Here is a 14,420-nt window from a genome sequence, read left to right on the forward strand (position 1 = left end):
GAATTTTTGATCCTCGAAAGCCGGGATCAAGCCGAAATTGCGATTAGTGCCCTTTCGCATGCCCGTCGGCGAATTTCGCCTGCTGTTCCGCAGTCGCATCTTTCTGATGCTGCCGCTTCCAGTCTTCGTACGGCATTCCGTAGACATGTTCGCGGCTGGCATCTTTGCTTATCGCAAGGCCGCGCTCGTCGGCGGCCTCCTTCAGCCAGTTCGACAGACAGTTTCGGCAGAACCCTGCGAGATTCATCAGGTCGATGTTCTGCGCGTCCGGCCGCTCACGCAAATGCGCTACCAAGCGCCGGAATACCGCGGCCTCAAGTTCTGTCTGGGTCTGCGGTGAGATGTCGTTCATGGAGGAGCGCCTCTTCGATCAAGAGCATGTGGCGCGTCTTGAGCGCGGTGCCAAGGCGGTCCGAGCACCGTTGGTTATGTTTCGGACGCAGCCGATGCCGTGACGAGTCGCGACGTTGTTGGCGTGTCGTATGCGTCTGCCGAGACTCCGCTCACACGGATCTCATGACAGTTATTTCGATGGGTGCCGATTTGGCCCACGCATGTCGGAGGCGATAACGGCGCCTTCGACGAGGCCAAAATCGATACTCCTGCCGAACATTCCGGCGTGTGCCAGTGATCCGATGCTTCCCCCTCCGCACCATCGCTTGACGGACACGCTTGCGGCGGTGGCTGAGACTCAGCTGAGCATCGGACGCATCAGGCCAGCGAACCGTTGGGCCCATTCCTCAATGCCGACCTCGTCGAGAAGCAGATCCTGGCGGATTTCGACGAGAGCATTCGGAAGATTGCGCGCAATGGCGTGTCGGTCGACGGTGTCGCCGGGGAGACCGCCGCCGTAGGGTGCGTTGTCGCCGACCGTGAGGCCGGCCGGATCGGCTCGTAGCGCCTCGATCAGCGGCCGGCTCAGGCGTTCGTCGCGATCGTACAGAATGCCAACCTGCCAGGGCCGCTCGATGCCGCGCCAATAGCGGGTGAAGCTATGCATGGTCAGGATCATTGGAGGCTTGCCGGCCGACTGCGCATCGGCCACCGCCGAATCGATCGCTCGATCGTAAGGCGCGTAAAAGCGGCGAATGCGCTCGGCGACGCCGGCAGCGTCGATGCGGGCATTTCCGGGAACGATCGCACCGTCCGAGAGCCGCATCACCAGGGTTGGATCGGCGCGGCCCCGGTTCGGGTCGATCACGAGCCGAGAAAACATCGTGAGCACGGCCGGTACGCCGAGGAGGCTTGCCAGCCGGCGGGTCACTGCCGCTGCGCCGATGTCGTAGGCGATATGGCGCCCGAACTCGTGCTCGGCGACACCGAGTCGGTCGAGGTCGTCTGGCACCGCGTTGGAGGCGTGGTCGCACAGGATCAGCAGGCCACGCCTCGCGTCGCCAGGGATGACCTCGACGGGATGCTCGGTGTGCTCGAGCGGTTCGGCGATTGTGCGGAGGGCGGCGGAAGTCGGCATGGGGCTTATCTGGGCCGGTCGCGCATCTTCAGTAGTCCCCTAAGCCATGCGCGATCCATGCCGGTCGAATGTCGCGCCGAAATCTTGCCGTCGCGTGCCGGCTCGGGCATGGCACGAGCAGAAAAGGTTTTCGAAGAAACCGTTGCGAGGACGCCTGCATGACCGCTCCATCCCCCGACGCGCCCGCCATCCGTGAGCTGCTCGGGAGCCTGCTCGACGCGGGCATCGCGGCCGCGCACCCCAGCAAGTGCCTGGTTGGCCACCTGCCACCGCCCGTGCCGGGACGACTGATCATACTTGGCGCAGGCAAGGCCGGAGGTAGCATGGCCGCGATGGCGAGCCGGTTCTACCGCCAGGAGCACGGGGTTCCGGAAGAGCGCATCCTCGGTCTCGCGGTGGCGCGCCACGGCTATGGCGAGGATGCGCCCGGCATCCGCATGGTCGAGGCAGGTCACCCGGTGCCCGATGCCGCAGGCATCGAGGCGACCAAGGAGGCCCTGCGGATCGCGTCGCTGGCTGGGCCGGACGACGAGGTGCTGGTGCTCCTCTCGGGCGGCGGGTCGGCGAATTGGATCGCGCCCGCTGGCAATCTCACGCTCGAAGAGAAGCAGGGCATTACCAAAGCGCTGCTGCGCTCCGGCGCGCCGATCAACGAGATCAACTGCGTCCGCAAGCACCTCTCGCGGATCAAAGGTGGCCGCCTTGCGGTTGCGGCAAAGAATGCGCGCCGCATCTTGACGCTCGCGATCTCTGACGTGCCGCACGACGACCCGTCGGTGATCGCTTCTGGCCCGACCGTGCCCGATCCCTCGACGCTGGCCGAGGCGCTGGCGATCTGTGAGCGCCGCGGCATTCCGCTACCAGATTCGGCACGGGCGCTCCTGACCGACCCGGGCAATGAGACGCCGAAGGCTGGCGATCCGACCTTCGCGCGAGCCGAGTACCGCATCGTTGCCCGTCCCATCGATGCTCTGGAGGCTGCTGCTGCCGCCGCTCAGGCCGCCGGCTACGAGCCGGTCATGCTGGGCTCCGACCTTGAAGGCGAAGCCCGCGAGGTGGCGGCTGAGCACGCACGGCTTGCCAGAGAAGCCAAGGCGGCGGCCCGCAAGGTCGCATTGATCTCCGGTGGCGAGCTCACCGTGACGATCCGAGGAGAAGGCGACGGGGGACCGAACCAGGAATACGCGTTGGCTCTCGCGCTTGCTCTCGATGGCGAAGAGGGGATCGCCGGTATCGCCGCCGATACCGACGGCACCGACGGCGGCCGTGGCAAGGCGACGGATCCGGCTGGCGGCCTGATCGATTCAACCACGCTGGCGCGGGCTCGCGAAAAGGGGCTCGATCCGGCCGCGATGCTGGTGGACAACGATTCGACGCGATTCTTCGCTACGATCGGAGACCTCGTTCAGCCGGGTCCGACGCGTACCAATGTCAACGACTGCCGCATCATCCTCGTCGGCTGAGCCTTTGCCCGAGACGGCGAGGATCCGCGTTTCCCGGTCGAGCCGACGGCTGGCCGTGGCCGGCATCCTCGTCGCGTCATCGTTCGCCACGGCCGGCCCGGTTCGGGCCGACCTGCGCATGTGCAACCTCACCGGCAGCAAGATCGGCGTAACGCTCGGCTACCGCGATCCGCAGGGCTGGGTCACCGAAGGCTGGTGGGACTTGAAGCCGAAGGATTGTGGGACCCTGCTGAAGGGTACGCTCACGGCGCGGTTCTACTATGTGTATGCCGTTGACTTCACGCGCGGGGGCGAGTGGAGCGGGCGCGCCATGATGTGCACGCGCGACACCGCTTTTACCATCCGCGGCGTCGAGGACTGTCTAGCTCGGGGCTACGACCGCAACGGCTTCATTGAGGTTGACACCGGCGAGCAGAAAAGCTGGACGATCCAGCTCACCGATCCGGCCCAGCGTCGCGGCGGCCAACCGTAGATTCAAATGCAAAAAGGCGGCTCTCGCAGGAGAGCCGCCTTCGTCTGGGTGGTGTTGTCGGCGATTAGCCGCCAAACTTATAGTTGAAGCCGACGCGGACGAGATTGCCTTCGTTGCGGAAGCGGACGTTGTAGCCCGGAGGGGTGAAGCCACCCGGCTGGACGCCAGCGAAGACGCTGTGGCTGCCGAGATCGTAATGCAGGTACTCGGCCTTGATCGTCACGGCGTTGGACTTGATGCCGAGATACTTTCCGACGCTGAGGTAGTTCAGGAAGCTGTCCTCGGGGATCGCGTATTCGACGCCGCCGCCATAGGCGAAGCCCGTACGGAACGACCGGTCGCCGCCAGTGTAGCGCAGGGCGAAGCCCGGTGCAGGACCATAGAAGTCCGCAGAGTTGTCGACGCTGCCGAAGGCGAGACCGCCGACACCGTAAACCAGGAAGCGGTCCCAAGCGTAGCCCACTCGGCCGGTTACGGTGCCCAGGTATTCGAGGCCCTGACCGTATTGGCTGACGTTGCCGAGGGTGCTGGTCGAGAACGTGTTGCGGTGTTGATCGACCCAGTCGATGTTCACAGCGGCGCCCACGACGATGCCGGAGCCGGGCGTAAACTGGTAGTTGTAGCCGCCGCCGCCGCCGATGTTGGCGAGGCCGTCATTACTCCGCAGGCTTACGTTCCGCGTCCGCGAAGTGCCGTCCGCAACGCCGGCATCCAGCACCGCGCTCGGGGAGGACGTGGTGGCCCGCGATCGGTCGGTCCACACGTAGGTCGTCTCGAGGCCGGCATAGAAGCCGGTCCACGTGAAGACCGGGACGGGGGTAAAGACGGGCGGCGGCTCAGCACGGCGCGGGAGATCGGCGGCGGAGGCGGCACTCGCGATGAGGGCGAGAGCGGTGCTCGCCAGAACAAGCATCTTCATGAAAATCACCCTTTCCGGGATCGAATACTGTCCAGATCGTATGGCGACGCTTGCTTCGCAGATATGGCTGCCAAGCCACAGTGTGCTGCTAAAGCGACCTACGCGGCTCGCTGACGAATTTTTCGAGGTCTTCTCGCAACGATGGCGACGCCGGGAGGGGATGGCCAAGCCTCCGTTCGTATTCCGAGGACGTCGTCGGCTGCTTCAGCGCACCTTGACGCCGACCCCGTGAAGGGTCTTGTGGCGCACACGTCTTGTCCGGCTGCAGGTGCCGTCGCACCGCTTCACCGCCGGACCGTTCCCGCGGTCACAACGAACTCCGCCGGGTCCTAAAGGGGCATGGAGGAAAACTAGAGTGAAGCGCGCGCGCCGTACCAAGATCGTGGCCACCCTCGGCCCAGCTTCCGATACGCCGGAGATGATCACCAAGCTTTTCCACGCGGGAGCTGACGTCTTCCGGCTCAACATGAGCCACCTGCCCAAAGAGAAGCTGCCTGAGAAGGTCGAGGTCATCCGCACGATCGAGCGCGAGGCTAAGCGGCCGATCGCGATTCTGGTCGACCTGCAGGGGCCGAAATTGCGCGTCGGCGCTTTTGCCGACGGCTCGGCCCAGCTGGCGCGGGGCGCGAGCTTCGTGCTCGACAGCGATCCGACGCCGGGTGACGTGAATCGCGTCTACCTCCCCCATCCCGAGATCCTCGCCGCGGTCGAGCCGGGCCACGCTGTGATCATCGATGATGGCAAGCTCAGGCTGCACGTCGTCGAGGTCAGCGAGGGCCGCGTCGTGACGCGAGTCGATGTCGGCGGCCGCATCTCGAATCGCAAGGGCGTCTCACTGCCTCACACGGTGCTTCCGGTTCCTGCGATGACAGACAAGGATCGCGCCGACCTCGAAGCCGGGCTCAATGCCGGGGCCGATTGGATCGCCGTCTCCTTCGTGCAGCGCCCCGAGGACATCGCCGAGGTCAAGGCGATCGCGGCTGGGCGCGCCCTGGTAATGGCGAAGATCGAGAAGCCGCAGGCGCTGAGCCGCCTCGACGAGATCATCGAAGTCTCTGACGGCATCATGGTCGCGCGCGGCGATCTCGGCGTCGAGATGCCCCTGGAGCAGGTGCCCGGCGTCCAGAAGCGCATCACCCGCGGCGCGCGCCGTCTCGGTAAGCCGGTCGTCGTCGCGACACAGATGCTCGAATCGATGATTACTGCTCCGGTACCGACCCGCGCCGAGGTCTCCGACGTGGCGACCGCGGTCTATGAGGGCGCCGACGCAGTGATGCTCTCGGCCGAGAGCGCGGCTGGTGCTTATCCGGTCGAGGCGATCCACATGATGAGCCGCATTGCCGAACAGGTGGAGCGCGATGCCCTGTACTGGTCGATCCTGACCGCGCAGCGTTCGGGTCCGGAGGCGACCGATCCCGATGCCATCGCCGCGGCGACCCATCAGATCGTCGAAGCCTTGAACCTCCGCGCAGTCATGGCCTGGACAAGCTCGGGCTCGACGGTTCAGCGGCTCGCCCGCTCTCGTCCGAATGCCAGCATCATCGCCCTGACCCCAAAGCGCGAGACCGCCCGCCGCCTCGCCATTGTCTGGGGCACGCATCCGATTGTGACCAAGGATGCGAGCGACGTAGACGACATGGCTTTTCGCGCTGCCAAATTCGCGATCCGCGAAGAGTTCGCGGCGGTCGGCGATCAGGTGATCATTGTGGCCGGCGTGCCGTTCGGGACACCGGGAGCCACGAACATGGTGAGGATCGCCCACGTTACCCGCGAGCATGCCGCACAGGTCTGAACGGCTTCGGCCCCAGTCCGTCGTCGTCGCCGAATCGGGGAATCAATTCAGGACCGCATCCGCACTGTCGGAATGTCGGCCCTGGTTCGGCTTAGCTTCGCAAAGACAACGGATCGTCATGTGCGAGAGAGCTAGGCTCAGATGTCACTGAGTCAGAGGTCCCGACCGTCGACGTCGGGCGCAAGGCGCTCGATGGACTTCTTCAGAATGTCCCATTGCGGGTAAATGGCTTCCGCGCGACGGAAGGCGTCGAGAGCGCGGCGCTTGTCGTCGTCCGCGAGATAGAGCTTACCGAGCGCAGCCCAGGCCTCGAAGTGTCGCGGCTCCAGCACCAGGGCACGTTCGAGATCGGCGATGGCACTCGACGAGTCGGATAGCCGCCAAAACAGGGTGGCGCGCCGGTTCCAGCCCTCGGACCAAGTCGGCTCCAGCGCCATGGCCCGATCCATCAGCTCGATCGCCAACGGCACGTCGTTGCCTGCCATCGCCTCGCGGGCGCGTTCAGTCAGGAGGTCGGCGGTGGCGCTGCCGGAGCGTGCGAGGCGCCGCTCGATCAATCCCGCGAAGCCTTTGGCCTCAGCGGGGTCATCCGCCTCCTTGAGACGGGCATAGAGGTCATCGAGAGAGACCGGCGGATGTGCCTTGCGCTCCTGCTCAGGTGCCTTCTGCGGGGCGGCGGCCAGCAACCCCACGGTTGGCGTGACCGACAATCCGACGGCGAGCAGGATGCGAGAGAGGGCCGAGAAGCCGGTTCGCGCGAGTGTCATCGTCCCGAGGCTGTCATGCCGCGGGTGCTGCCGTCAACGCGCCCGCGTGACACGCGGGCGCAATGGCAGCGACACCGCTCAGCCCTGGCGGGCCTTGAAGCGCTTCTGAGTCTTGTTGATGACGTAGACGCGGCCCTTGCGGCGCACGAGCTGGTTGTCGCGGTGACGGCCACGCAGCGACTTGAGCGAGTTACGGATCTTCATCGGTGTCCACTCGGCGCGGGCTGCCCGGCCGCCTGTCGTTTGGGTATCGTGAGGAACGGGATGCCGCGAAGGCGCCCCGGCGATGGCAGATCACGCATCGCGGAAAGACGGTGCCCTTATCAGAGAGGGAGCCCCGCAGGCAAGGCGAACCGGCCGGTGAAATGCCAAAGCGGCGCAGATCGTGACAATCGAGCCTCGGCCACCAGTCTAGATCGCTGCTTCTCCACGTAAGCGGCCGCCGAGGCAAAGCCCGGCAACTGCACAATTGACTGTCATCGCTTCGATCGAAGCTCGCACAGGCCAGCGTGCTCCTATTTCGGAGCTTCGGCCGGGCTCGGCTTGGCGTCCGCCGACGAAGCCTGCGCCTTGGCGAGTTCCGGATAGGCCTCGATCACATGTGCTCCGTTGAGCGGCTTCGGCTGCCCGTGGTGGCAGGTGCCGCAACCGACCTTCGGAACGTCGCCGTTCGGCCCGAGTCGATTCTCGGGGAAAGTGCCTTTGAGCGGCTCGAGGAAATCGCCGTTGAGCGCGCGGACCATCCGGATGCCGTGCCAGGCGTTCACCCGCTGCGGCGTGCTCTGAGGCCATTGCGACATGGCCCGGGTGTTGTGGCAGTAGGTGCAGTTCACCCCGAGCGATTGCGACATGTGCATCATGAGGCCGTAGGTCTTCTCGGCCTCCTGGATCGACTTGCCCTTGCCCTCCGGCAAAGCCGTCGTGGCGTTCACGCGGATCGCGTTGTCGTCGAGCCCCTTCTTGCCGAGGAACTCCGTCAGCGTGTCGTAGGGCAGCGAGGCGAGGCCGACCTCCGCCGAGGCCATGTTCTGCCCGTTGTTGCGTGGCTCGGTCAGACCCTTCGCCGTCAGGCCCGGATTCTCGAACCAGACGTTCTTCGGCACCGGCTGGCCGCGGTGGCAGGTGAAGCAGGTCACGCCGGATTCGTGGACGTGCTTCTCCTTCCACTCGCTGTTGATGGTCTGGGTCATCTGCAGCATCCGCCGGGCGACCTTCTTCTGGTAGAGGTCGTCCGAGGCCATGTTCTCTGTGTTGTGGCAGAACGTGCAGCCCTGCTCGGGCGCGACCCACTCGGTGATCGAGGTCATCACCCTGTTGAACTGCTCCGTCGAAAGATCCTTCAAGACCTGGACGTTCTGATAGGTCGTCCCGGCCTTGTCGCCGTCCGCGCTCGCCGGATCGGCGGGTGCGGGGGCCTGATTGGCCGCCTGGTCGGCGGCGGCCTCGCGCTTGGTCTGGATCTGATCCATCCCGGTGCCGCGGAAGCCGTGCTGCTGGGCCGCGATCGGAGGAAGGCTCCAGCCTGCCGTGCCGAGCATGGCGATGGTGAGGAAGGACGCGACGGTGACGCCCGCGACGACGATCAGGCTCTTCATGGCACGTTCCCCCCGGCGTTGAGCGGATCGACGACCGGTCCGAAGACCTGCGGATAGGCCGGCGCGACGCCGTGCTTCACGGCCCAGAGGTACCAATTGTCGACGACGGTGCCGGTGAGCAGGATGCCGATGCCGCCGGTCAGCGTGGTGAGCACCGCGAACCACCAGGCCCAGCGATGGATGGACTCCATCGTGGCGTTCCAGCCCATGGTCCAGCGCCAGAACAGGGCAGCCCGCTCCGAGGCCGTGCCACGGCTGACGATCTGGTCGATCTCACGCTCCGAGCCATAGCGGCTCGTCGCCAGGATCGTCGCGCCGTGCATGGCGAAGAGAAGCGTCGATCCGTACAGGAACGCGATCGAGAGCATGTGGAACGGATTGTAGAAGAGGTTGCCGTAGCGGAGCGAGAACGCCGCGGTCCAATCGAGATGCGGGAAGATTCCGAAGGGGACCGCCTCGCTCCACGAGCCCATCAGCAGTGGCCGGATGAAGCCGAGCACGAGGTAGAGCCAGATCGCCGAGGCGAAGGCCCACGGCACGTGGGTGCCGATGCCGAGCGCCCGTGCCCTGCGGTACATGCGCAGCCACCAGAGCAGGATCGACGATGTCAGGAAGAAGCCGGTGATCAGCCACCATCCGCCCTTGGCCAGCGGCGGCAGGATCTTGAGCCCGTATTCGGGACGCGGCGGCTCCAGGGCGAGCCAGGGAAGCTGGCGTACGAACTGGATCGGATCCCAGTTCACCGAGGCCAGCATGTTGAGCCCGATGATCTCGAAGGCGATCAGGAAGCAGACCGCCGAGAGAATGCCGAGATAGCCGCCGTAGATCGGGCCGATCTGGCTGTTGCCGAACAGGCCGGCAACGTAGCTCGTGAAGGGCTTGCCGATGCGGTGGTCGACCGCGACCGGCACCCCCTGTTCCGGATGGATCGGCCGGACTTGGACCTGCGTGAAGATGTTCTGGTAGTAGGCCATCGTCTTCGAGCCCCCTCAGCGCCAGACCGGAAGATTGAGCCACCAGCCCCACCATTCGGGCCAGCCGCGCGTCCAGAACGGGCCGCTGATGATGATGCAGACCGCGCTCCAGAAGCCGGCCGAGAGGGCCAGGAACAGGCCGAGCCGGTGGATGCCCAGCGTGCCGATCGAGTAGCCGATGGTGTCGCGGAAGTAGGTGTCTTCGTGCTCCGGGGTCTTCACCACCTCGCCCTTGGGCGGGTTGGTGGAGGCCAGGATCAGGGAGCCGTGCAGGGCCAGCGCGAAGGTCGTCGTGAAGAAGAACGACACCGCCAGCATGTGCGCCGGATTATAGTGGAAGTGCAGATACTGGTATCCGGTGTTCGACACCCAATCGAGGTGACTCAGGATGCCGTATGGGAAGCCGTAGCCCCAGGCGCCCATCAAGAACGGTCGGATCACCACCAGCGAGACATAGGCGAAGATCGCCACCCCGAAGGCGAAGGGCACGTGGTAGCCGATGCCGAGCTTTCGGCAGATCTCGACCTCGCGCAGCGCCCAGGAGACGAAAGACCCGATCGCGCAGAAGGTGATGATCTGCCAGAGGCCGCCTTCCTTGAGTGGCGCCAGGGCGAGCCCGTATTTGAGATCGGGCGGCGCGATGTTGATCTGCCAGATGTTCCAGGTCGGCCCGATCGCCGCGCCGTAGACGATCAGCGCGGTCCCGAGGATCGCGAAGAATAACGTCGTAACGCCGAAGAAGCCGACGAAGAATGGCCCCACCCAAAAGTCGAACAGGTCTCCGCCGACGAGTGTACCGCCGCGAACCCGGTATTTTCTCTCGAAACTCAGCATCGCCATGGCGGACACCTTCGGGTTGGACCGTCGGGGTCGTTGGCGCCTGGGAGCCGCCGCGTCGGGCGCTCGCGTCGCGTCAACGTCTCGTGAGAAAGCAGTCTCCGAAACGATCCGGCTTATGGAGTCGTCGCAGGGAGGCTCTCGACCGCGGGCGGGTATCGGCGGGCCGGTGGCCCGTCCGCGGGTTCGCGACGGCGTGGGGCGCCGCCGCAGGCTGCGCCCTCAGGAGGGCATGGTCTGCAGGACGAGCGAGTGCTCGTTGACTGCCGTCTTCTTCGCGCCTTCCAGCCAGTTGAACCTGTCGGTGCTGAGCAGGATGAAGTGGATCAGCAGGGCCAGGATGAACAGGAAGGTGAAGAGCGCGACGAGGGTCCGTCGCGGATCGAAGAGAAGCCAGATCTTGTGCATGGTCGGCTCCTCTTCAGACGATCATCGACAGGAGCGACTGAGCCGTATGAGTCACGCCTTCGAGTGCGGCGTATCCCTTCGGTCCAGGCAGCCACGGGCGCCACATCCAGACGAGGATGTGGGCGACCACGGCGATCGCCGTGAAGATGATGAAGCTCGTCAAGAAGATCGCGTGGAACTCCTTGGCTTCGGGTTCCGTCAGCCCGGACAGGCTGCTCGGTCTTTCGGGTACTCCGTTGACCATCGATCGAACCTCCGTTTGTCTTGGCCGCGCCTTTCAGAAGCGCGACGGGTCTTGCCGTGACTCGATGCGATCACGGCGACTTCCCCCGTTCACCGGACGGAAGCGTCTGCCAGAGGCGGCCATGACGGCCGCGCTCAACCCATGAAGGCGAACGGAATGGCCGAGACGGCCATGGCCTTCGCCTCACCGAAGACGGAGCGCCGCACGACCGGCATCCCAGGACGCCTGGAGGATCGGCTGGGGAGCAGGCGCTGGATCAGCGCCGCCGCCAGGAAGAAGGGGTAGGTTGCCGCCAGGATCAGGCGGAACTGCAAGGCTTCCGCGTGCTGACGGGACGGCGAGGACATCGAACGTTGCATGGCCGGAAACTCCGTGCTGCGCACCCGAAGGTGACGGTTCGAGAGAGGGGTGATGGCGGGCGACGCGCTCATGCGGCGGCCCCCATGCTGAGATCGGCCTGGGCCCGCGTGACGTCGGCCGGCTCGACACTCTCGCGGCTGTCGCGGCGGGCGGCGCGCTCCGCCGCATCGCGCAGGCGCTTGGCCGCCGAGATCCGAACCAGGACGGGATGGGCTTCGACGATCTCGTCGAGGAGTTTTCGCGCGTCCTCGGCCCAGGCGAGCTCGCGGTGGAGCCGGGCCGGCGTCGCCTCGACTGCCGCATCCATGTCCCGCGCCAGCGGCAGGATGTGGAAGAGCATGTCGAACAGCGCGTTGCAGACCTCCTGAATCAGGTAGGTCGCCCCCGCGTAGCCCATGAAGGGCGTACCGGTATGCCGGCGGATGATCGCGCCGGGGAAGGAAGCCGGCACGTAGACCGCGCGGCCGCCCGCTTCCGCGAGATACATGCGCTCGTTGTAGGAGCCGAACAGGACGAGCGGCGGGTTCGCCTTGATGGCGTCGCGCACAGCGGCGTTGTCGGGCTTCTTGCCGGCCGAGCGCGCGAACGAGAAGGTACAGGGCAGTCCCATCTCGTCTTCGAGGAAGTGCCGCACGCCGCGGGCGTAGGTCTCGGTCGCGACGATGCCGAAGCTCGCCGTGCCGAAAAAGTCTTGCGTCACCGAGCGCCACAGGTCCCAGACCGGCTTGATGGTGGTGTGCTTCTCGCGCTCGATGAAGGGCTCGGGGTCGAGCCCCAGAATCTCGCCGAGCGAGCGCAGAAACTTGGTGGTCGAGAGAACCCCGATGGGCGCCTGGAGATACGGCCGCTCCAGGCTCTCGCAGAGCAGGCGCCCGAACTCGCGGTAGAGACAGATATTGGCATCGGCGTTGATGAGCTTCGGCACGTCCGCGAGGTGCGAGGCCAGCGGGAAAGTCAGGTTGACCTCGGCGCCGATACCTTCGACGAGCCGCCGGATCTCGGTGAGGTCGGAGGGCATGTTGAAGGTGCCGTAGGCGGGACCGATGATGTTGACCCGCGGCTTCTCGCCGTCCTTGCGCTCGGGCCGCGCCGGGATGCCCTTCTTGGCGAAGCGCTTGGCGCCGTATTCCTGCCAGAGCCAGGAGATCGCCCGGTCGGCGGCCTGCCACTGATCCTCGTCGATGGTGCGCGGCAGGAAGCGCTGCAGGCCAGTGCCCTCGGGCGTGACGCCGCCGCCGATCATCTCGGCGATCGAGCCGGTGACGACGACCGAGGGCTGGCCCGGATCGAGCGTGGCATGCGCCCGCTTCATCGCGCCCTCGGTGCCGTGGCGGCCGAGCTCCTCCTCGGCGAGGCCGGTGACGACGATGGGCAGCTCGTGCGGCGGCAGCGCGTCGGTGTAGTGCAGCACCGAGGTGACCGGCAGGTTCTCGCAGCCCACCGGGCCGTCGATGACGACCTGCAATCCCTTGATCGCCGTGAAGACGTAGACCGCGCCCCAGTAGCCGCCGGCCCTGTCGTGATCGAGGACGAGCATCAGGCCATCTCCCCGATCGGATCGTAGGCGGGCTTCTTGGGTGCGCCGGCGACCTTCGGCGCCTTCTTGTCTTGCGGAACCTCCTGCCAGACGCCCGCCGCGAAGCCGGTCCCGACGCCCTCGAAGAAGTCGCGCATGGCGTCGAAGCGTGGCTTGTTGGCGAGCGCCGCGTTGATGACCTTGGCGAGCGAGCCCGCGCCGGCCGCACCCATCAGCGGACGCGCCGAGATGAGATTGGTGAAGTAGAGGGCCGGGACACCGAGCTCCTTGGCCTTCTGCACGACCGGCGTCGTGCCGATGGCGAGGTTCGGCCGGTACTCGTGCATCGCGCCGAGATCGTCCTCGAGCGAAGCGCGGAATTGGACCTTGACGCCCTTGGCTTCGAGCCATTCGCGGTCGGCATCCGACCAGGGCGTGCGCGGACAGGCGGTGCCGACGTAGCGCAGATCCGCGCCGCTCTCGAAGAGCAGGCGACCGACCAGCAGCTCGGAGCCCTCGTAGCCCGAGAGCGTGATCCGGCCCTTGATCGGCATGGCCGAGAGCGCACCGCGGATGCCCGGCAGCAGCCGGTTCTTCGCGGCCTCGACCACGTCGCGGGCAACGCCACAGGCCTCGCCGATCCGGTCGAGCCAATCGGCGGTGCCGTCGTGCCCGACCGGCGCCGAGCCGACGATCGGACGTCCCGCCGCCTCGAACTCCCGAATGCTCGCGGTGTAGAACGGATGGATCGCCGCCACCGCCGCGCCGTCGAGCGCGGCATAGAGTTCGCGCCATTCGCGCGTCGGCACCACCGGTCCGGCGGCGAGGCCGAGCGGTTCGAGCATTGCGCCGATCACCACCGGATCGGCCGGGAACATCTCGCCGAGCAGCGTCACTGTCGGCTTGCCCGACCGGCCGTTTCGCGGCGCCTGGACTGGACCCTGTTCGGCCTCGGTGCGGGCGAATTTCAGCATCGCTCCGGCGAGCACGTCCTTGGCTTCCGCGTGCGTCGGGACGCCGAAGCCGGGCACGTCGATGCCGATGATGCGGACGCCGCCGATCTCCTTCGGCAGAAGCCGCAGCGGCACGCCCGAGGCGGTCGGCACGCAGAGATTGATGATGACGACGGCGTCGTAGTCCTCGGGTTTCGCCGTGTTGAACACCGCCTCGCGGATGTCCTCGAACAGCTTGCCGGTGACGAGCGTCTCGGAATTGAACGGCACATAGCCGACCGTCCGGCGCGCGCCGTAGAAATGCGAGGTGAAGGTCAGCCCGTAGACGCAGCACGCCGAGCCGGAGAGGATCGTCGCGGTGCGGCGCATGCGCAGGCCGACGCGCAGGGAGCCAAAGGCTGGGCACATGCTCTGCGGCTGGTCGTGCGGGCCGGCCGGATAGTCCTTGGCGTATTGCTCCAGCGTCTCCGACATACCAGCCGCGTTGGCGGCGGCCTTCATCGCGTCCTTGCCGGCGTGACAGCCGAGCCCGTCGCCTTTAGTCGCCGCGAGGTTGATCACCTCGGCGCCTTGCGCGGCCGCGACGGCCGAGGCCGGCTTGTCCCGGCGGGCGCGAAGGTCTGCGATGTCGAGGGTGACGGCCATCCGC

At 66.2% G+C, this 14,420-nt stretch carries 16 protein-coding genes; 3 read left to right on the plus strand and 13 right to left on the minus strand.

The annotated features are described in order from the left end of the window. Window positions 1-43: 43 nt before the first annotated feature. Window positions 44-352, minus strand: coding sequence for a DUF1244 domain-containing protein (locus HCU64_RS19660; protein WP_233385922.1), 309 nt, complete (start codon window positions 350-352; stop codon window positions 44-46). Window positions 353-691: 339 nt separating this feature from the next. Next, window positions 692-1,471: an N-formylglutamate amidohydrolase gene (locus HCU64_RS19665; RefSeq protein ID WP_233385924.1), complete on the minus strand. Its 780-nt coding sequence runs from the start codon at window positions 1,469-1,471 to the stop codon at window positions 692-694. 158 nt (window positions 1,472-1,629) lie between these two features. On the opposite strand from HCU64_RS19665, the gene HCU64_RS19670 reads away from it, so the two are divergent. Next, complete coding sequence (locus tag HCU64_RS19670; protein ID WP_233385925.1) at window positions 1,630-2,934, plus strand: glycerate kinase type-2 family protein; 1,305 nt, start codon at window positions 1,630-1,632, stop codon at window positions 2,932-2,934. Between the two features lie 4 nt (window positions 2,935-2,938). After that, complete coding sequence (locus HCU64_RS19675) at window positions 2,939-3,406, plus strand: DUF1036 domain-containing protein (protein WP_442785987.1); 468 nt, start codon at window positions 2,939-2,941, stop codon at window positions 3,404-3,406. Window positions 3,407-3,470: 64 nt separating this feature from the next. On the opposite strand, the gene HCU64_RS19680 is transcribed toward HCU64_RS19675, so the two are convergent. Next, on the minus strand, window positions 3,471-4,325 hold the full coding sequence (locus tag HCU64_RS19680) for an outer membrane protein (protein WP_233385927.1): 855 nt from the start codon (window positions 4,323-4,325) through the stop codon (window positions 3,471-3,473). Between the two features lie 355 nt (window positions 4,326-4,680). Between HCU64_RS19680 and pyk the strand changes: the two genes are divergently transcribed. After that, the gene (gene pyk / locus HCU64_RS19685; RefSeq protein ID WP_233385928.1) at window positions 4,681-6,117 is read left to right on the plus strand and encodes a pyruvate kinase; all 1,437 of its coding nucleotides are present in this window, start codon (window positions 4,681-4,683) and stop codon (window positions 6,115-6,117) included. Between the two features lie 152 nt (window positions 6,118-6,269). Here the strand turns inward: pyk and HCU64_RS19690 are convergent, their stop codons facing one another. From HCU64_RS19690 to bchY, 10 genes are all read right to left on the minus strand, one after another. Continuing rightward, window positions 6,270-6,884, minus strand: a complete 615-nt coding sequence (locus tag HCU64_RS19690; protein WP_233385929.1) for a tetratricopeptide repeat protein — start codon at window positions 6,882-6,884, stop codon at window positions 6,270-6,272. Between the two features lie 78 nt (window positions 6,885-6,962). Further along, window positions 6,963-7,088, minus strand: a complete 126-nt coding sequence (gene ykgO, locus HCU64_RS19695) for a type B 50S ribosomal protein L36 (protein ID WP_003601867.1) — start codon at window positions 7,086-7,088, stop codon at window positions 6,963-6,965. Window positions 7,089-7,399: 311 nt separating this feature from the next. Continuing rightward, window positions 7,400-8,479, minus strand: coding sequence for a photosynthetic reaction center cytochrome PufC (gene pufC, locus HCU64_RS19700; protein WP_233385930.1), 1,080 nt, complete (start codon window positions 8,477-8,479; stop codon window positions 7,400-7,402). Beyond that, window positions 8,476-9,453 carry a photosynthetic reaction center subunit M gene (pufM, locus tag HCU64_RS19705; RefSeq protein WP_233385931.1) on the minus strand — a complete coding sequence of 326 codons (978 nt, stop codon included), beginning with the start codon at window positions 9,451-9,453 and terminating at the stop codon, window positions 8,476-8,478. Before pufM ends, pufC begins: the two co-directional genes overlap by 4 nt. Window positions 9,454-9,468: 15 nt before the next feature. Continuing rightward, window positions 9,469-10,293, minus strand: coding sequence for a photosynthetic reaction center subunit L (gene pufL, locus HCU64_RS19710; protein ID WP_183510162.1), 825 nt, complete (start codon window positions 10,291-10,293; stop codon window positions 9,469-9,471). Window positions 10,294-10,512: 219 nt separating this feature from the next. Beyond that, the gene (pufA, locus tag HCU64_RS19715) at window positions 10,513-10,698 is read right to left on the minus strand and encodes a light-harvesting antenna LH1, alpha subunit (RefSeq protein WP_233385932.1); all 186 of its coding nucleotides are present in this window, start codon (window positions 10,696-10,698) and stop codon (window positions 10,513-10,515) included. A gap of 13 nt (window positions 10,699-10,711) precedes the next feature. Beyond that, window positions 10,712-10,942 carry a light-harvesting antenna LH1, beta subunit gene (gene pufB, locus HCU64_RS19720; RefSeq protein WP_233385933.1) on the minus strand — a complete coding sequence of 77 codons (231 nt, stop codon included), beginning with the start codon at window positions 10,940-10,942 and terminating at the stop codon, window positions 10,712-10,714. Between the two features lie 134 nt (window positions 10,943-11,076). Beyond that, a complete protein-coding gene (locus HCU64_RS19725; protein WP_233385934.1) occupies window positions 11,077-11,301 on the minus strand; it encodes a hypothetical protein in 225 nt (74 codons plus the stop codon). A 68-nt stretch (window positions 11,302-11,369) separates the two neighbouring features. Next, entirely contained in the window at window positions 11,370-12,839 is a 1,470-nt protein-coding gene (bchZ, locus tag HCU64_RS19730; protein ID WP_233385935.1) for a chlorophyllide a reductase subunit Z, read from the minus strand. Beyond that, window positions 12,839-14,416, minus strand: a complete 1,578-nt coding sequence (gene bchY / locus HCU64_RS19735; protein WP_233385936.1) for a chlorophyllide a reductase subunit Y — start codon at window positions 14,414-14,416, stop codon at window positions 12,839-12,841. The genes bchZ and bchY overlap by 1 nt, the downstream gene beginning before the upstream one ends. Between the last annotated feature and the right edge of the window lie 4 nt (window positions 14,417-14,420).

Origin of the sequence: Methylobacterium sp. C25 (genome assembly GCF_021352225.1) — a bacterium.
Classification (GTDB): Bacteria; Pseudomonadota; Alphaproteobacteria; order Rhizobiales; family Beijerinckiaceae; genus Methylobacterium.